Here is a 17502-nt window from a genome sequence, read left to right on the forward strand (position 1 = left end):
CGATCGTCACCTGGACTGCCGGATGGCGGGAATTCCCTGCGTGGACGAGGCCAGGGCGCGCGTTCCGCTGTTCCACGACGCGTTTCCCACCCGGATGGGCGCGGTTCCGACCGCGGTGCTGGCCGAGCGGGACCGGGCGCGCAGCGGGCATCCGCAGGCCTCGGTGGCGGCGATCGGCGCGGCGGCGAAGGACATCACCGGGTACCAGCCGTTCGCCTACGCGCTGGGGGCGGAGTCTCCGTTCCGCAGGCTCTACGAACTGGACGCGCGGATCCTGCTGCTCGGCGTGGGCCACAACCGCAACTCCTTCCTCAGAGGGTCTGGCTCGAAGCGCCGGACGTCGGCAACGACGACGACACGTACTTCCCGCGCATCGGGGCCGAGTGGGCCGAACGCGGCCTGGCTCGGCGTCAGGTCATCGGCGCCGCCCGCTGCGAGATGGTGGCGGCCGTGCCGTTCATCGACTTCGCGCGGCGGCTCGGAGAACTCCTGCGGCAGTGAGCCCGGCACCCGCGAATGTCCCAGGCCGTCCTGGGTACCTCCGTGGTGTCGGCCACCCGCCCTGAAGGAGGATCGGTGAACCCACAGGCAGTCGTGACGGGAGCTTCGAGCGGTATCGGTCTCGAGCTCGCGAAGGTGTTCGCGGACAACGGTTACGACCTCGTGATCGCGGCCGAGGACGCCGCGATCGACACCGTCGGCGAGGAGCTTCGAGGCCGTGGCGTCGAGGTGGACGCGGTGCAGGTCGACCTGTCGTCCTACCAGGGCGTCGAGGATCTGGTGGCGCGCATCAGGATGAAGGGGCGGCCGGTCGACGCGCTCGCGGTCAACGCGGGTGTCGGCGTCGGCGGCGACTTCGTCCGGGACACGTCCGTGGACGACAACCTGGAGATCGTCAACCTGAACGTCACGTCCGCCGTGCACCTGACGCACCGTGTGCTCGCGGACATGGTGGACCGCAAGGAAGGGCGTGTGCTGTTCACGTCGTCGATCGCGGCTACGACCCCAGGGCCGTTCCAGACGGTGTACTCGGCGTCGAAGGCGTTCCTGTCGTCGTTCGGGCAGGGTCTGCGCGAGGAGCTGAAGGACACCGGTGTCAGCGTGACCACGCTGATGCCCGGCCCGACGGACACGAACTTCTTCGACCGTGCGGGCATGCAGGACACCAAGGTGGCCCAGGGCGCCAAGGACGATCCGGCGCAGGTCGCGCGTGAGGGCTTCGAGGCGTTGATGAAGGGCGAGGACCACGTCGTCGCCGGCTCGGTGAAGAACAAGGCGCAGGCTCTCGCCGGTCGTGTGCTGCCGGATCCGGTGAAGGCCAAGGCGCACCGCAAGATGTCGGAACCCGGCTCCGCAGAGTCGTGACAGTCGCGTCCGGCGTTCCTGTGTGGACCGCTTTTTCGCGGGTATGTGGTACCTGTGATGCTGACCAACGCTCCCGGCGTGTACACGCCTCAAGAGGACACACGGTTCTTGATCGAGGCCCTGCGCGCCGCCGCTGTTCCGGCGGGGGCGAAGGTCCTCGACGTCGGCACGGGCACCGGAGCGCTCGCGCTGGCCGCGTTGCGCGCGGGCGCGGCGACGGTGACCGCGGTCGACGTGTCGTTGCGCGCGGTGCTCACCGCGCGGCTGAACACGCTCGGCCGGCCGGTTCGCGTGCGGTGGGGCAACGTCCTCGACGTCCGCGGACGGTTCGATCTCGTGCTGGCGAACCCGCCGTACGTGCCCGCGAACCAGGCCGCCAGAGGGCAGGCTCGGGCGTGGGACGCAGGGGTCGACGGGCGTGAGTTGCTGGATCCGCTGTGCGCCAAGGTCTCTGACCTCCTGGAGCCGGGAGGGACGCTGCTTCTCGTCCACTCGGGTCTGTGCGGAGTGGACACCACCGTGAGCAAGCTGCGTGACGCCGGGCTGAAGGCGTCCGTCGTCGACCGGCGCTGGACACCGTTCGGACCGGTGATGCGCGGCCGGATTCCGTTCCTGGAAGCCAGGAAACTGGTCGAACCGGGCCAGCGGCACGAGGAACTGGTGGTGATCCGCGGTGACAAGCCCGCGTAGGGTCACCGTCGTGCAGGGCGGCCCGGTCCTCGTCGAGGGGCCGGTCGAGATCGAGGTCGACGGCGTGGTGCACGCGTCCGACCGGTTCGTCGTGGCGGTGTGCGCATGCCGCCGGAGCAAGCGCTATCCGTTCTGCGACACCAGCCACCGCCGGCGCGTGCGCAACGACGTCGAGCCGGAGCGCCAGGACGACAACAGATGATCGGCCAGCCGGGCCTCGAGGAGTTCCGTGGCCTGGATGCCGAACACGACGTCCGCTGTCAGGTCCGGTTCACGTGCGAGCAGATCGCCGATGACGTCGCGGCGCATGATCTGCTCGTGCACCGCGTCCGCCTCGACGTGCTCGCTGAAGAAGAGCTTGCACGCCGGCGGGAAGTCCAGCCGGTCCAGCGCCTGCAGCATCCTCGCGGCGCTCGGCGCGGTGGTGATCTCGGCTGCGGCGAAGTGACCGACGAGCGCACCGCGCAGCGACCGGTGCAACCCGAAGAGCGACATCATGTTGACGATCGCGATGGCGGGAGCGGGCACGTCGTCCAGGTGGTGCAGGTATTCGGCGGACATTCCCGCGGCCGCGAGCAGGTCCGCGTAGAGCCGCGAGTGCATGCGGTCCTCACGTCCGCCTCCGAACTCGTCGTACTCGACCGCCACCAGTGCCGCCTTGGCCTTGCCGCGCAGCCGGGGGATGACCCACGCGTGCGGGTCGGCCTCCTTGTGGTGGTAGACCGAGCGGTGCGCGAAGCACTCGCACATCTGCTCGCGGTCGCCGTGATCGCGCAGATGATGCGAGACACCGTCGCCGGGCACGACCTCGACGAGCAACGCGTCCAGCGCCTCCTCCAGGGGCGGTGTGGTCACGCCTTTCCGCAACGCGTCGAGGAAGTCCTTCTCCAGCGCGGCGCGCAGCCGCAGGAGATCGGGATCCCACTCCCACGCACCGTCCACCTCGTCGAACCCGGCGTAGTGCAGCTCGTACATCGTGTGCAGGGCGATGGTCGCGTCCTCCCCGAACGGGTCGAGGTCGCCTGGAGACGGCAGTGCTCCGCGGCCGAGCAGCGCCTCGTTGAGGTTCGCGGAGAGGGGACCGCGGGGTTCCGGCAGCTTCGTCATGACAGTTTCTCCAGAACGTCGAGGTCACCGGTCTCCTCCAGCGCGGGGGTGACGTGGCGGACCAACTCGTCGAGCAGATCGGTCGCGGGCACCCGGCACTCGCGCTGGACGTGCACGGCGGGGCCGTCCAGACCGTGCCGCGCCGCCGTCCACACCGCTGCGGCGCACACGTCATCGCGGACACGCCGGGCCTCGCGCCCGGCGGCGAGGTCTCTGATCGCGGTGCGCACCAGCGCCCGTGACAACGCGGCCTGCACGATCGCGTCCTCCACCTCGGGCACGGCGTCCGCGGCGCGGAACTCGACGGTCGGCAGCCGGCGGGAGAGCCGGGCGAGCCAGAACGTCATCGACCCGTCCACCAGCGTCCCGCACTCGACCATCCGGCTGACCTGCGCGTCGTAGTCGTCCGCAGACGAGAACCACGGTGGCACACCGGATCCCGGGAACCGCGACTGCAGCACCATCCGCCAGCTCGCGTAGCCGCCGTGCGGGGAGTTCGCCGACAACGCCAGCAGGGTCGGCAACCACGGCCGCAGGTGGTTCAGCACCGCCACACCGGTCTCCCGGTCGGGCACCCCGACGTGCACCTGGCACGCGCACGCCTCGTAGTCCGCGACCACGCCCGCATAGCGGCTCAGAATCTCGCGGAACCGTCCGCCGGACGCGCCGACGGGATGCTCCGCCCCGCGTTCCGGAAGACCTGCCGACACCACCCGGAGACCCTGCGTCCGCGCCGCCGTGCGCACCCGGTCCCGTGCGTCGGACAACGCGGCCCGCAACTCGGTCAGCTCGACGCAGGGGCCGGTCGCGGCCTCCACCTGGGTGCCCGCGAGCTCGGCGTGGAACCGGGTCAGCGGAGTGTTCTCCAGTACCCGCAGCACAGCGTCCGCACGCACCGCCGTGCGCCCGGACGCCGGGTCGATGAGCAGAAACTCCTCTTCCACGCCAACGGTCTCACCGAACTGATCGACACTCGTCAAGCTCCACCTGGCCTCAAGATCGAGTCCTCCGCCCCGCCGGCGTCTCTCCCCGGCGTTCCCGGCTCAGCCGCCGATAAACCCACCTGGAGATCACGGAAGGACGTTGCGGGCCGCGGTCCTGCCCCACTCGAGCAGGAGCAGGGTGGCGTCGTCCTGCAGTCGCCCACGCTGGTGGTCGAGCACCGCGCGGGACACCCGGCGCAGAGTCTCGGGTGCGGGCAGACCAGCGGCTTCGTGACGTTCGGTGAGATCGACCAGGCGCTCCACGCCGAACTGTTCGCCCCGCGGGTCGCGCGCCTCGGTGACACCGTCGCTGTGGAGCAGGATCCGGTCGCCCGCCTGGAGTTGTTCGCGCCCGAGCCGCCGTGGCGCCGTGGTGAGGTGGCCGAGTCCGAGCGGCAGGGTGACCGGGTCCTTCAGCGCCTTGACCATCCTGCCGCCGCGCAGCACCAGGGCCGGTGGGTGTCCCGCGAGGACGTAGCGCACCACGCCGGTCGCGAGATCGAGGTCGGCGAGCACCGCCGTCGCGAACGGGGCCTTGAGTCCCTCGGTCGCTTGCTGCCGCACGGCCTCGTCAGCCAGTTCGGCACCTTCGAGGAGCCCAAGACCGTTGCGGCGGGCGTTGCGGGTGGCCGCCAGCGCCACCGCGGTGGTGAGGCCCGCGTGCATGTCGTGGCCCATCGCGTCGAAGATCGAGACGTGCGCGCGGCCGTTGTCGACGGAGTAGTCGTAGCCGTCGCCGCCGACCGCGTGATACGGCTCCATCACCGCCGTCACCGTCAGCTGGTCACAGGCGAAGGTCTGTGGTGGCAGCAGCTGCCACAGCAGCTCGGACGCCACGGAGAACGTCGTGGTGCGGCGCAGGACGTGCAGGAAGTCGCTGTAGCGGAGCTTGCTCATGATGAGGTGCCCCAGAAGCCCCGCCAACTCCCAGCAGTGCTCGCGGATCCACTGGTCGCCGGGGTCTCCGTCGCCGTGCAGGATCGTCTGGAGCACGCCGAGCCGCTCGGTTCCGTTCAGCACCGGCAGCCAGAGGTACGGCGGCGAATCGCGCACGGTGATGATGTCGGTCCGCTGGAACGCGCGTCCGGCCGTCGTGGAGTCCACCCGCAACGCCGGCCCTCCTCCGGAACGGACCGAGCGCAGCCACTGCTGACCCACGTCGACGATGTACAGATGCGCGGTGATGCCGACCTTGGCTGCGGCCTCGTCCAGCAGCGCCGCCAGATCGCCGGCCGTGGCCAGGTGGGCGCCGTTGATGATCTGGCGGAACGCCGAGTTCCAGTCCTCGGCACGTCCGGTCACCCGAACTCACCGGACCGGTGGCGGTGCGTCGACCCGCGCGCGTCCGAGGTTGATCACGGTCAGGAGGCGCTCACAGGCGACCGACCACGACGAACGCAACGAACGCATCTGCGGGCCCCTTCACCTCGATCAGCAGTGGTTGGGTTGCCGCTGAAGTGCGCCCGGCAAACGTGTCCCGCACGGCCGTCACGACCTGTCCGGGGGACGAGGAGCTGTACGTGCGCTGGTCGAAGGGACCCGCGGCCACACCGTGCGCGCCGCATCCACCGCTGAAGTAGCGGTTTACCCCGGGGCGACGCTGTCGAGCAGGCGCTGCGCGACCTCACGCAGCTTGACGTTCTCGTTCTGGGACCGCTGCACGAGCATGGCGAAGGCCTCGTCCGCGGTGCACGAGTGCACCGCCATGAGCACACCCTTGGCCTGGTCGATGACCGCACGTGAGAGGAGCGCGGTCTCGAGGTGGGTGATCTGCTCGCGGGAGCGTTGCCAGCGGTGGGCGTTGTCGATCGCGGCGCTGGCGGCGGTGGTGAACAGCCGCATCAGGCCTTCGTCGAACGGGTCGAACGCGGTGCCGGTGTGACTGTAGATGTTGAGCGACCCCATGTGTCTCGCGTCGCTGTGGTCCGAGGCCGGCAGCACGATCGGTACGGACAGGTAAGCGCGCACGCCGTGCTGCTCGGCGGCCGCGTCGAACTCGGGCCAGCTGGTCCTGTTGTCGCCGACGACCGCGCGCACGGCCCGGAGCGTGCGCGCGGCCTCCAGGCACGGGCCGCGGTCGGCGCTGTACTGCTTCTCGTCGATCTCGACGAGCGAGGCGTCACTGGCGGCCGCGGTTCTCGGCTGCTCGGGGTTGACGGTGATGGTGACCGCGTCGGCGTCCTGGATCGCTCTCGTGGCGGTCTCGGCGAGCCGCTGAAGCACGTCGTCGAGCGGCTCCTCGGCGGAGAAACCGTCCCGCAGCATCATCAGTGCGGAGGTGGCCTCGTCGAGGCGGTCCAGCGGATCCTGCCGATCGGCTCCGGGGGCGTGCTCGCCGTGCGGACCCGGTGGGGTTGTCAAGTCGTCCATGCCGCCGGGCCTTTCGCCGGGATCGAGTTCGCGGCGCTGGTTGTTCAACGCGTTCGCAGGGAATGCTAAAGCCTGCGAGATTCGGCGTGCACGCCCGCACAACGGTGAAAACCGAACCAGCGCCGGAGAACTCATCGCGGAGTGATCCCTGCGAGCGGGACCGCGAACACGATCCGCTTGTCGATCAGCGTGTTGGCGGCGTTGAAAGCGTGCTCAGTGACCGTCCACAACAGACCGCTGCCGTGCTCGTGGTACAGGTCCTCGCCGCCGACCGCCCAGCTGTACGCGTTCACGTCCGCGGCACCGGCGAACAGGAAGCTGTGCTTGTCCGCCGAGCTGCGGCCGAGGTAGTAGTCGCCCTGCCAGGTCTGCGCGCCCTGGACGTTGCTCTTCGGAATGGTCACCGCCCTGCTCGGCACGGCCTTGCCCGAGGTCACCGTGAGCTCGCGGGTGGAGGCGTCGACGTTGTACTGCACGACGCGGCCGCCGTCGATGGACAGGTCCGTGCTGCGGCCGTCCCGGTACTCGCCGACGACCAGCGTGTCCGGTGTCGTGCTGCGGTCGAGGGCCAGCGACGAGAAGCACAGTGCGTTCGGCTGGGGCACGCACGGCGACGGCGGCGTGGCCGCCTGACGGTATGTGGCCACCTGGGGCACGACATAGCGGTAGCCGTAGGCGTAGTACTTCGTCCCGTTCTTGCCGATCACGTCGCTCTGGTCGGTGGCCACCTCGAGCACGCGTTCCATGTCGAACACACGCAGGCCACGTGAGGTGTCGGCGACGTACAGATAGCGTCCCAGCCAGGCCAGGCCGCCCGCGTGGATCGGCACCGCTCGGAAGTTCGAGGAGCTGGTCGGTTCCACCAGCAACACGTGCCGGTACTTGCCGGTGACGCGGTCGACCAGGGACAGCCGCGCCCCGTGGTCCGTCGTCGTCCCGGCCTTGCCGGTGTCGTAGTGCCAGCTCACGGCCATGACCTTGTTCGGTCCCCACTGGCCGTCGTCGTCCGCGTCGGATGACCCGGTGACGCCCTGCGGCACCCAGTAGGACACCGTGCTGTCGGCGTCGTCCCAGCAGAACCGGTCGCTGCTGTGCAGGATCTGGCTGGGCTGCAACGGGATGTCGGTGCGGTCGTAGTACTCCGGCTGAGCCTGCTTGCGGCTGGTGGAGCAGTCGTTGGTGGACCGGTTGGCGGCGGACAGCACTCCCGACACCGGCAGGCGCGAACCGAGCGTGGACACCAGCCCCGCGGCCTGCGTGTCCAGCGACCAGTCCGCGGTCAGCGCGAAGGCGGAACCGTCCCGTTCGGTGATCTGGTTGGGTGCTGCCGTGGCCGGCGTGCCCGCTGCCAGCAGCAACATCGCGACGATGAACCCGAGTCGTTTCACGGCGTCCACGTTTGTGGGGTGGGAGTTGTCCAGCAACGTCTGATCAGCCTGGACAATCATTCGTAGTCGAACAGGGGAGGTGCGGTGGGACGGCCCGAACGTCCGCTCGACCCATTGGAAGGCCCGGTCCAGCGCTTCGCGTGGGAGTTGCGCCGGCTGCGCGAGAAGGCCGGATCGCCGAGCTACCGGGAGTTGTCCAGGAAAGCCCATTTCTCGTCCACGGCGTTGTCCGAGGCCGCGGGCGGCAGCCAGTTGCCGACGCTGGCCGTGACGCTCGGGTACGTGGAGGCCTGCGAGGGGGACACGTCGTTCTGGGAGCAGCAGTGGCGGGAGGTGGCCGCCTCGGTTCTCGCGCCCTGCGACGAGAGCGCTCCCTATCTCGGGCTCGCGGCGTTCCAGCCCTCGGACGCCTCGCTGTTCCGCGGCCGTGAGGAGCTCGTCGCGCATCTGGTGGGGGAGGTGGGGAAACGGTCGTTCCTGGGGGTGTTCGGGGCGTCCGGATCGGGCAAGTCGTCGCTGCTGCGGGCCGGTCTGGTGCCCTCGCTGTCGCTGTCCTCGGTCGTGCTGACGCCGACCGCCCGTCCGCTGCGGGAGCTGACGGCCAGGACCGCGGACCAGCCTGAGCTGATCGTCGTGGACCAGTTCGAGGAGACGTTCACGCTGTGCGCCGACCTGGACGAGCGCGCCTCGTTCGTCGCCGCCTTGTTGTCGTCCGGCGCCAAGGTCGTCATCGGCTGCCGGATCGACTTCCTGGACCAGTGCACGGCGATCCCTTCGCTGGTCACCGCCCTGCGGGACGCGCAGGTGCTGGTCGGGCCGATGGCACCCGACGAGTTGCGCCGGGCGGTCGTTGAACCCGCTTCCGCTGCCGGTCTCAAGGTCGAGCCGGAAATGGTCGCGGCCGCGGTGATCGACGCTCATGGCCAGCCGGGCGCGTTGCCGTTGCTGTCGCACGCGTTGCTGGAGACGTGGCGAAGACGGGAGAACAGCAAGCTCACGCTGGCCGGTTACCGGGCCAGCGGCGGGGTGTCCGGCGCGATCGCCGCTACCGCCGAGCAGGCGTTCACGGAGCTCGACTCCGCTGGTCAGGCCGCTGCTCGTTCGCTGCTGCTCCGGTTGGTGCAGACCAACCACGGTGCCTACGACCTGCGTCGGCGGGTCGCGCTGGACGAGGTGATGGGCCCGGCGTTGAACGCACTGGTCGCCGCACGGCTCGTGGTGGTCGCCGACGGCGGCGTTGAGCTGGCGCACGAGGCGTTGACCAGGGCCTGGCCGCGACTGCGGGCGTGGATCGAAGAGGACCGCGAACGCCTGCAGCAGCACCAGGACCTCACCACGGCCGCCCTCGCCTGGGACGCTGTCGACCGCGATTCCGGTGCGTTGTACCGAGGTGTGCGGTTGGAGGTCGCGCGGTCGCTGGCTTCGGACTCGCCGGTCGCGTTGTCGCCGTTGGAGCGGGAGTTCCTCGCGGCGAGTGAGGCGCACGAGACCGCCGAACGTGCCGGCACTCGGCGGCAGGCCCGTCGGCTGCGCAACCTCGTCAAAGCCCTGGCTGTGCTGGTGGTGGCGTGCATGGTGATCGCTGTCGCCGCCGTGTTCCAGCGCAGTGCCGCCGTTGCCGGGCAACAGGTCGCCTTGTCCCGTCAGCTCGCTCTACAGGCTCAGGACCTCAGTGCGTCACGGCCGGACGAGGCCGAAGTCCTTGCCGTGCAGGCTTTCCGCACGTCACCGACGATCGAGGCACGCGGCGCGTTGCTGAGCACCGCCGCCTACAAGCCGCCGCGGGTGCTGTTGAAGGACCATCGTGGCGCGGTGCGGGCGGTGGCGTTCAGCCAGGACGGCAAGCTGCTCGCCACCGCCGGGGACGATCGATCCGTGCAGGTCCGCTCGCCCGTCGGGTCTGCTCCGCCGATGGCGCTGACCCAGCATTCGAAGCCGGTTCGCGCGCTGGCGTTCCACCCTTCCGCGCCGGTGCTCGCTTCTGGTGGTGACGATGAGCAGATCGTGTTGTGGGACTTGACCACACACGCCGCCGCGCAGGTCCTTTCCGTGCCGCACGGCCGGATCAACAGCATTTCGTACAGCGATGACGGTCGTCTGATGGCGTCCGCTTCACAGGACGGCACGGTCATCGTGTGGGACGGGACGCGGGAGGTGCTGCGGATTCCGCATTCGCTCGGCGAGGTCCACGACGTGTCGCTGGGCGGCGACCTGGTCGCGCTGGCCGGGCAGAACGGTGTGCTCGTGCACAACCGGGTGAACGGCGCGCAGCAGGTGTTCCAGGATCATCGCGGTCCGGCGCTCACGGTGGCGTTGAGTCGAGACGGCCGCTCGGTGGCCAGCGGTGGCGCGGACAGCCAGGTGGTGTTGCGGGCCGGGGGAGAGCCGAGTTTCCTGCGGCGGCACACCGCGGGGATCAGATCCGTCGAGTTCAGCCCGGACGGACGGATGCTGATGTCCGCGGCCGACGACGGCACCGTGCGGTGGTGGTCGGTGCCCGACGGCGGCTGGCTGACCGGACTGATCTCCCGCACCGGGGCGTTCTTCGCGGCTGGGCTGAGTCCGGACGGGACCCAGCTGGCCGCGGGCGGCGACGACAGCGTGAGCGTGTGGCAGGTCGCTTTGCCCGCGTTCACCGGACATTCCGTTCCGCCGTTCGGCGTTGCCATGGCGCCCGACGGACGCATCGCGACCGGCGGCTCGGACAAGTCGATCATGATCTGGGATCCCTCCGGCACACGGATCGCCGAGCTGGCGGCGCCCGCGACGGTGAAGTCGGTTGCCTTCCACCCCAACGGAACCCTGTTGTCCGCGGGGGACGAAGGCGCGGTCACCGCGTGGGACCTGACGTCGCGAAGACCGGTGCGCACCATCGCCGGGCACGACGGTCCGGTGACCGGCCTGGCCCTGACCGGGAGTTCGGTCGCCTCCGGCGGCGCCGATCGCACGATCAGGCTGTTCGACCCGACCTCCGATGCGCCGCCACGCAATCTCCCCGTCGCGCACACCGCCGCCGTGGAGGCGCTGGCTTTCAGTCCGGACGGCACAGTGCTGGCCTCCGGAGGCAACGACGGGCGGATCATCCTCTGGGACGTCGAGCACTCCCGTCAGCTCGCGGTTCTCGGTGAACTCGGGAACGCGTTGCGGGACATCGCGTTCACGCCCGACGGCCGGACGCTGATCACCGGTGACGCCAGTGGCGCGGTGATCTTCTGGGACGTCGCTGCGCGTCAACAGAGCGCGACCCTGCCCGGTCAACGCGGTGCCGTACGGGAACTCGCGCTCGACAGCACCGGCTCGCTGCTCGCGGTCGCCGGGAGCGACACCGTGATCACGTTGTGGGACACCGGTACCCGCGACCAGGTCGCCACGCTGACCGGCCACTCCGGCCCGGTCAACGCCGTCGCCTTCAACGGCAGCACACTGACGTCCACCGGCGCCGACCCCCGCGTGATCAGGTGGAACCTCGACCCGGACGCCGTGATCGCCCGCATCTGTGCCGCACGCGTTGGCCGATGTTGATTGTCCAGGCCGGTGACCTGCTGCTGGACAACATCGCAACCCCCTACGAATGGCAACGCACAACCCATTCGAGGGAAGGAAACGGATGAAGCGCACCTTCGCGGCACTCGCGGGCCTGGTCACCACGTTGGGCCTGGTGCTGGTGGGCGGCCAGGCCAGCGCCGCCACCCCGGAGCAGCCGAGAATCGAGGTCAGCATCCAGTCGCAGAGCATCGTGTACGACCTGTACGACAGCGCCGGGAACCATCTGGGCATCGGAAAGTTCAACGCCGACCCGGCCGATGGCGTCCCCGGCGACGCGATCCAGGCCTGCGACCGGTTCGCGGACGGCTGGGGCATCGAGACCCAGCTGGACGTCAACCCGGGCTCCAACTGGGACACCGACCGCTCCGTCAACACCCGCGGCCACTCGTCGCCGTACTGCAGTGGCTGGGACAGCGGCAACCTCGGGGAGGACACCCCGGTGGCCATCCGGGTCTGCCTGGTGAAGAGCGGCAACTCCCCGATCTGCTCGCCGGGGGTCAGGGGCAGCGCCTGACATGAATCCCCTCGTGAGTGTTCTCCTGCCTGGGGAACACTCACGAGGTGGGTCAGTTGCTGGGGCTGACGGGCGGGGCTGGACGTGCGCGGCGAGCTGGACCGGCTGCTGGCCTCGACCGCCGTCGTCCGTGACGGGTTTGGTTAGATCCTCCCCGGACGCCCGTTGCCGGGCGCGAAACTCCTGGGGGAGCAAGTTGAACAAGCGCATTTGTGCTGCCGTCATGGTGGTAGCCGCTCTGACCACGGCCTGCGGTGGTGAGCCGGCAGCCGCACCACCTGCCACGACCACCACGACGACGACGGTGCCACCGACTCCGGCGGAACTGAACCAGCGCGCCAAGGCGGCCACCGCCCCACCCGATGCGTTCGACGCTCTCGGCGGCAAGTTCAAGCAGAGCACACCGGCGAACGACAGCGACCCCGGTGCCGAAGGCGAGATGGTCGCCTCCGTCTGCAACGACACCCCGATCCACGTCGACGGCGTGTCGGTCGCGCGGACCCGGGTCTGGGCAGGGCGGCTGGACCTGTTCCAACGGGTCCACGCCATGTCCGACCGTCCGGCGGCCACCCTGGTGGAGTCGGTGCGGGCGAGGGTCAAGCTGTGTGCCGGCTCCCGTGCCGCTGATCAGATCAAGGTGACCATCCCGCTCACGAAACCGCAGGGCGTCGACGACTTCTACGCATACTGCGAGACGAACAAAGATCCCGACCTGGTCGACTGGTCATGTCACGCGGTGATGGGCCGCGGCACGCTCATCACGCTCGTGGTGGCGTTCGGCCTCACCCAGACGGCAGCCGAGGCCCAGCTGACCTCCGTGGTGCCGATCTTCGCGGAGACGTTCGCCAAGGCGTGACGCGACTCCTGGGTGGTGGACACGCTCCGGAACAGGTGTGCGTTCACCACCCGTGGATGAGCTGATCTGCGGTACGAGGTTGCGTTGTCGCGTCGTGCCATCGGCGTCCTCGGTTGGACTCGGCATGAGTGGACGAGAGGGCCGGCGTTGGTGGTGGCGCATGGACCGCGGACTGCACCAAGGTGTGCGGTGCCCGAGCGTGACGGGGTTCAGGTCCATGAAGGCAACAACGGTCTCGTCCTCGTACACCACACCGGCCTCGGCCTGTCGCGTCACAATGGCGCAGAAGATGCACTCCTGCGCTGCCGATGACGCGTTCGGTGTCATGCGCGCAATGTGCAGCCAACGCGGAAGACTGATACTTCGTTGGCGGAATGCCCTGTTGTCGCTCCCTCAGCCGACCGGACAATGAGACCGATCAGGCGGAACCCGAGCTTCGCACAAGGTGAGGAGGGTTGGTGGGAACAGCCGAGGATGCCTGAACTGCTGGACAACTTCATGTGCCAGTTCGTTCTGCCCGAAGGCAGCGTCGATGGCGATGGCACGACTTGGCTCAAACCCGTCACCGTCGAGCAACACCACCAAGCCGCCGCACTTGTAGTCACGGCGCCAGCGCCGCGGCGTCGAGGAGGTCTTCCGGTGGCACCCAGAGTGGGCCGCCGTCCCGCTCGGGCTGTAGCCAACGGTGGCGTTCGGCCGTTTCCTGCGCAAGACGAACGAACTGCTGAACGGCTTCCGACTGCTCGCCGTCGCGCCATGCCAGGGACCACGGATACACGGGCCGGAGTTCTTCCGGTTGATGGATCGGTATGCCCTTGTCCACGTACCGGTGGGCATAGCTGTCGAATTCGAGAACATAGGCTTGGGCGCGGGCACGGGTGAGCGCTGCGTGGCAGTGGTCGAAGGTGCCGGGGTTGCCAAGCCACCGCAACGCCAGGCCGGTGTGCTGCTCGAGGGAGCTGAGGTAGCGCCCGTGCGTGTTGTACAGCGCCGAGCCGGGGGGATCCCCGAAGACCTCGATGGGGCGCTCGTGCAGTGACGCGGAGGGGCGAGGCGAGTCTCCTGGCCGGCCCACGAGCCAGAACGGCTCGAGCCGCAGCAATGTGTGCCGCCAACCCGTCGGGTGGTCGGTTCTCATCGGCGCGGTCACTCGAATGATCGCGACGTCGAGCTGGTCGGCCAGCAGCGCGGCCAGTTGCCGGGTGCTGTCCATCGAGCTCTCCACGACCCGCACCTCGGAGAACCGCTCGCGAAAGGCGTCAGCGATGACGCGTCCGCTGTCCAGGCTGAAGATGTGCGCGATACGCACGCGATCGGGTTGCGGCTCGCGCTGCATGCGGTCCGCGAGGGCCAACAGCTGCCTGGCCTGCTCCAGGAAGTGTTCACCTCGCGGGGTGAGTGCGACGTGGCGGCTGTCGCGCAGCAGCAGCCGGCCGCCCAGGTCGTCCTCCAGCTTGCGAATCTGCTTGGACAACGCCGGCTGGCTGATGAACAGCCTGACCGCGGCCCGACCGAAGTGCAGCTCCTCGGCGACCGTGACGAAGTAGCGCACCAGCCTCAGGTCGAGATCCATCCGGTCCTCCTGGCTTGACCGTAGGGCGGGACCGGCAACGATGCCAGTGCGGTTATCGATCGCGGTGCAACGGGTCTTGGACGCCGCGCTGCCGCCGGGTGTTGTCTGACCACCAGAAACCGAGGCGAACGGAGGATTATCTTGCCGGACCAAGGAACGCCGGTCGTGTTCATCCACGGCCTGTGGCTGCACTCGACCAGCTGGCAGCCCTGGATCGACCACTTCGAGGCGGCCGGATACTCCGCCGTCGCACCTGGCTGGCCTCACGAGCCCGACACCGTCGAAGGGGCGAGGGAGCACCCGGAGGCGGTCGCGGACACCACCATCGACCAGGCCACCGAGCACTTCGCCTCGATCATCGCCGGCCTCGACGAGGCCCCGGTCATCATCGGCCACTCCTTCGGAGGCCTGATCACGGAGAAGCTGCTCGGCCAGGGCATCGGACGCGCCGGCGTCGCGATCGACCCAGCCCAGATCAAGGGGGTCCTGCCGCTCCCGCTGGCCCAGTTGCGCTCCGGACTGCCCGCGCTGGGCAATCCGGCCAACCTGCACCGCGCTGTCACGCTGAGCGAGAAGCAGTTCCGCTTCGGCTTCGGCAACGCGCTGACCGAGCAGGAGTCGGCGGACATCTACCGGCGGTGGGTGGTCCCGGCACCGGCCCGTCCGCTGTTCCAGGTGGCAGCCGCGAACTTCGTGCTGCACTCACAGGCGCAGGTCGACACCCACCGCGCCGATCGTGGACCGCTGCTGCTGATCTCCGGGACCGCCGACCACACCGTGCCCGACGTCGTGACCCGCTCCATGCTCAAGCAGTACCGGGATTCCACCGCGGTCACCGAGTTCAAGCAGTTCGAAGGCCGCGGCCACTCCCTCACGGTCGACAGCGGCTGGCTCGACGTCGCCGACACCGTTCTCGACTGGCTGCACACCCACGGCATCTAGGGAGACAGACACGTGGATCTCGGACTCGACGGCAAGGTCGCCGTTGTCACCGGTGCCAGCAAGGGCATCGGTCTGGCCATCGCTGCCGCGCTCGTCGCCGAGGGCGCCTACGTCATCGCCGGCGCCCGGTCCAGCAGCGCGGAGCTGGACGCGCTCACCGAGGACGGCAAGGCCGTCGCCGTCGCCGTCGACCTCGGCACCGTCGACGGGCCCGGCCGGCTCGTGGACGCGGCGCTGGCTGACCGTGGCCGCCTCGACATCCTGGTCAACAACGTCGGCTTCGTCACGCCGAGAACCATGGGGTTTCTACTCGTCACCGACGACCAGTGGGCGCACTCGATCACTCTCAACTTCCTGGCCGCGGTGCGCACCACCAGGGTCGCCCTGCCCGCGATGCTGACCGCCGGCCGGGGCAGCATCGTCAACATCGCCTCAGTCAACGCCACCCTGCCAGACCCCACCGTGATCGACTACGGCGCGGCGAAGGCCGCACTGGTCAACCTCACCAAGGCGCTGTCCAAGGAATTCGGCCCACACGGCATCCGGATCAACTCCATCAGCCCCGGTCCCGTCGCGACCGACCTCTGGCTAGGTACCGGCGGCGTGGCCGAGACCATCGCCGCCACCGCCGGCGCGACACCGGGTTCCATCGCCGATCAGGCTGCGGCCCAGGCGGTCACCGGCCGTTTCACCAGGCCGGAGGAGGTCGCCGACCTCGCGCTGTTCCTGGCCAGCGATCGCGTCGCCGGTAACGTCACGGGCGCGAACATGGTCATCGACGGCGGCTTCACCATCGAAACCCACTGACCCTTCCCATTCGGGTCGGAAACCGCATGGGAGGCCGCCACTGCCAACCGCAGTACAACCTCAAGAGGCCGCACATCTGTTTGAGCCGTGTCTCCACGACCAGGCCGTATGCGGTGCGTCAGCCAGTCGATCACACCCGCAGCGGCATGCGCGGACGTGGACGTGCGGCGGTCCGGCCGCTGATCGGGGCGCGGCCCCGTGTTGGATGTCGTGCAGCGGCGCGCGCTCTGGCCCGGTGGGGCAGTTGGGAAAGGTGGCGCGCCGACGAACCTGGCCAAGGGACTTGGCCACCGCCTGTGGTCCACGAGGCCGGAGAGCCGGTCATCTGGTGGAGAGGAATCTCGGGCCTGTTGTCGAATCCGGCGTCGCGCGATCGACGTGCAGGTGGGAGAGGCGGATCCGGCGGCCAAGGTGCCCCACCGGTGACACCGCCACCGACGGGCCAGAGGGAGGAAATCGAGAATGGGAAGAACACCACTGCGGCTGTACATGTCCGTGTCGGTCGACGGGTACATCGCCGGACCGGACGACCGGCCGGGCCAGGAACTCGGCCGCAACGGAGGGCGGCTGTTCAACTGGCTCGACGACCGGATGTCCGAGGGCGTCAACGGGCAGGTGTACGCAGAGGCCCTGGCGACCGGTGCCGTGATATCCGGGCGTCGCACGTTCGAGCTGGCTGGTCGATGGCAAGGTGACCACCACGACGGAGTGCCGATCCACGTGCTCACACACCACATCGACCCGGCCGACAAGCCCCCAGGTAGCGCGAAGTACTACACCGACGTCAACGCGTGTGCCATCGAGGCCCGGGAAGCAGCGGGAGATCGAGCCGTGATGGTCCACGGCGCGAGTGCGGCGCAGGCGTTGCTGGCAGCCGGCCAGCTCGACGAACTCGAGCTGCACGTTGTTCCCGTGCTGATGGGCGACGGACGGCGGCTGTTCGCACCGGCCGGGCACGACCACGTTGAACTGGAGCTCGTGCGCCGGCTCGAAGGCCGCGACGCCACACATCTGCGGTACCGCGTAGTCCATCGCGACAGGGAACAGCCGTGACCACCGCTTGCAGCCGAGCGCTCGCCCCGCTAGAGCCAGTCGTGGCGCTTGTAGGTCGAGGAGAGAACGCCGAAGCCGAAGTAGTTGGTGGGCAAGCTGTCGAGGAATTGGCGAGTCGAGTCGGCGAGCAGGTCCTCGTCGAGCAGGTCCTCGATGAGCTCCCGGTGCGTGCACATGCCGTCCGGCGCTTCGAAGTGCAGGAAGCCACCGAACGAGCCGACCCCCGACCGCAGGTAGAGCTCGGCCAACGCGTCCGGCATCGGCACCCCGACACCCCAGGCCACATGGCGGGCCAGCCTAGCCCGACA

At 69.2% G+C, this 17502-nt stretch carries 17 protein-coding genes; 10 read left to right on the top strand and 7 right to left on the bottom strand.

Annotation, left to right across the window (positions count from 1 at the left end; translation table 11 throughout):
• Positions 1–22 precede the first annotated feature (22 nt).
• From SK803_RS28705 to SK803_RS28720, 4 genes are read left to right on the top strand one after another with little or no spacing between them, the layout of a single operon-like run.
• The gene (locus SK803_RS28705) at positions 23–580 is read left to right on the top strand and encodes an AAC(3) family N-acetyltransferase (protein WP_319969238.1); all 558 of its coding nucleotides are present in this window, start codon (positions 23–25) and stop codon (positions 578–580) included.
• A complete protein-coding gene (locus tag SK803_RS28710; protein ID WP_319969239.1) occupies positions 577–1365 on the top strand; it encodes an SDR family NAD(P)-dependent oxidoreductase in 789 nt (262 codons plus the stop codon). Before SK803_RS28705 ends, SK803_RS28710 begins: the two co-directional genes overlap by 4 nt.
• A gap of 54 nt (positions 1366–1419) precedes the next feature.
• Positions 1420–2055 carry a HemK2/MTQ2 family protein methyltransferase gene (locus SK803_RS28715; RefSeq protein WP_406601593.1) on the top strand — a complete coding sequence of 212 codons (636 nt, stop codon included), beginning with the start codon at positions 1420–1422 and terminating at the stop codon, positions 2053–2055.
• The gene (locus tag SK803_RS28720; RefSeq protein WP_319969241.1) at positions 2039–2257 is read left to right on the top strand and encodes a CDGSH iron-sulfur domain-containing protein; all 219 of its coding nucleotides are present in this window, start codon (positions 2039–2041) and stop codon (positions 2255–2257) included. Before SK803_RS28715 ends, SK803_RS28720 begins: the two co-directional genes overlap by 17 nt.
• Here SK803_RS28720 and SK803_RS28725 read toward each other — a convergent pair.
• From SK803_RS28725 to SK803_RS28745, 5 genes are all read right to left on the bottom strand, one after another.
• Positions 2179–3162 carry an iron-containing redox enzyme family protein gene (locus SK803_RS28725; RefSeq protein ID WP_319969242.1) on the bottom strand — a complete coding sequence of 328 codons (984 nt, stop codon included), beginning with the start codon at positions 3160–3162 and terminating at the stop codon, positions 2179–2181. The genes SK803_RS28720 and SK803_RS28725 overlap by 79 nt on opposite strands.
• The gene (locus SK803_RS28730; RefSeq protein WP_319969243.1) at positions 3159–4142 is read right to left on the bottom strand and encodes a carboxylate-amine ligase; all 984 of its coding nucleotides are present in this window, start codon (positions 4140–4142) and stop codon (positions 3159–3161) included. The genes SK803_RS28725 and SK803_RS28730 overlap by 4 nt, the downstream gene beginning before the upstream one ends.
• 90 nt (positions 4143–4232) lie before the next feature.
• A complete protein-coding gene (locus tag SK803_RS28735; RefSeq protein ID WP_319969244.1) occupies positions 4233–5447 on the bottom strand; it encodes a PP2C family protein-serine/threonine phosphatase in 1215 nt (404 codons plus the stop codon).
• A gap of 282 nt (positions 5448–5729) precedes the next feature.
• Entirely contained in the window at positions 5730–6515 is a 786-nt protein-coding gene (locus tag SK803_RS28740; RefSeq protein ID WP_319969245.1) for an ANTAR domain-containing response regulator, read from the bottom strand.
• 131 nt (positions 6516–6646) lie between these two features.
• The gene (locus tag SK803_RS28745; RefSeq protein ID WP_319969246.1) at positions 6647–7903 is read right to left on the bottom strand and encodes a hypothetical protein; all 1257 of its coding nucleotides are present in this window, start codon (positions 7901–7903) and stop codon (positions 6647–6649) included.
• An 84-nt stretch (positions 7904–7987) separates the two neighbouring features.
• On the opposite strand from SK803_RS28745, the gene SK803_RS28750 reads away from it, so the two are divergent.
• From SK803_RS28750 to SK803_RS28760, 3 genes are all read left to right on the top strand, one after another.
• Positions 7988–11425 carry an nSTAND1 domain-containing NTPase gene (locus SK803_RS28750; RefSeq protein WP_319969247.1) on the top strand — a complete coding sequence of 1146 codons (3438 nt, stop codon included), beginning with the start codon at positions 7988–7990 and terminating at the stop codon, positions 11423–11425.
• Positions 11426–11510: 85 nt separating this feature from the next.
• Positions 11511–11963 carry a hypothetical protein gene (locus tag SK803_RS28755; protein WP_319969248.1) on the top strand — a complete coding sequence of 151 codons (453 nt, stop codon included), beginning with the start codon at positions 11511–11513 and terminating at the stop codon, positions 11961–11963.
• Positions 11964–12186: 223 nt separating this feature from the next.
• Positions 12187–12819, top strand: a complete 633-nt coding sequence (locus SK803_RS28760; RefSeq protein ID WP_319969249.1) for a hypothetical protein — start codon at positions 12187–12189, stop codon at positions 12817–12819.
• A 601-nt stretch (positions 12820–13420) separates the two neighbouring features.
• Here the strand turns inward: SK803_RS28760 and SK803_RS28765 are convergent.
• A complete protein-coding gene (locus tag SK803_RS28765) occupies positions 13421–14392 on the bottom strand; it encodes a LysR family transcriptional regulator (protein ID WP_319969250.1) in 972 nt (323 codons plus the stop codon).
• 141 nt (positions 14393–14533) lie between these two features.
• Between SK803_RS28765 and SK803_RS28770 the strand changes: the two genes are divergently transcribed.
• The 3 genes from SK803_RS28770 to SK803_RS28780 all read left to right on the top strand — a co-directional run bounded on the left by SK803_RS28770 (position 14534) and on the right by SK803_RS28780 (position 17194).
• Positions 14534–15334 carry an alpha/beta hydrolase gene (locus SK803_RS28770; RefSeq protein WP_319969251.1) on the top strand — a complete coding sequence of 267 codons (801 nt, stop codon included), beginning with the start codon at positions 14534–14536 and terminating at the stop codon, positions 15332–15334.
• A 12-nt stretch (positions 15335–15346) separates the two neighbouring features.
• Entirely contained in the window at positions 15347–16141 is a 795-nt protein-coding gene (locus SK803_RS28775; protein WP_319969252.1) for an SDR family NAD(P)-dependent oxidoreductase, read from the top strand.
• A gap of 462 nt (positions 16142–16603) precedes the next feature.
• Positions 16604–17194 (top strand): dihydrofolate reductase family protein, encoded by a 591-nt coding sequence (locus SK803_RS28780; protein ID WP_319969253.1) that lies wholly within the window; start codon positions 16604–16606, stop codon positions 17192–17194.
• Positions 17195–17223: 29 nt separating this feature from the next.
• On the opposite strand, the gene SK803_RS28785 is transcribed toward SK803_RS28780, so the two are convergent.
• On the bottom strand, positions 17224–17460 hold the full coding sequence (locus tag SK803_RS28785; protein ID WP_319969254.1) for a hypothetical protein: 237 nt from the start codon (positions 17458–17460) through the stop codon (positions 17224–17226).
• Positions 17461–17502 lie beyond the last annotated feature (42 nt).

The organism is Lentzea miocenica, assembly GCF_033949945.1.
Lineage (GTDB): Bacteria > Actinomycetota > Actinomycetes > Mycobacteriales > Pseudonocardiaceae > Lentzea > Lentzea miocenica.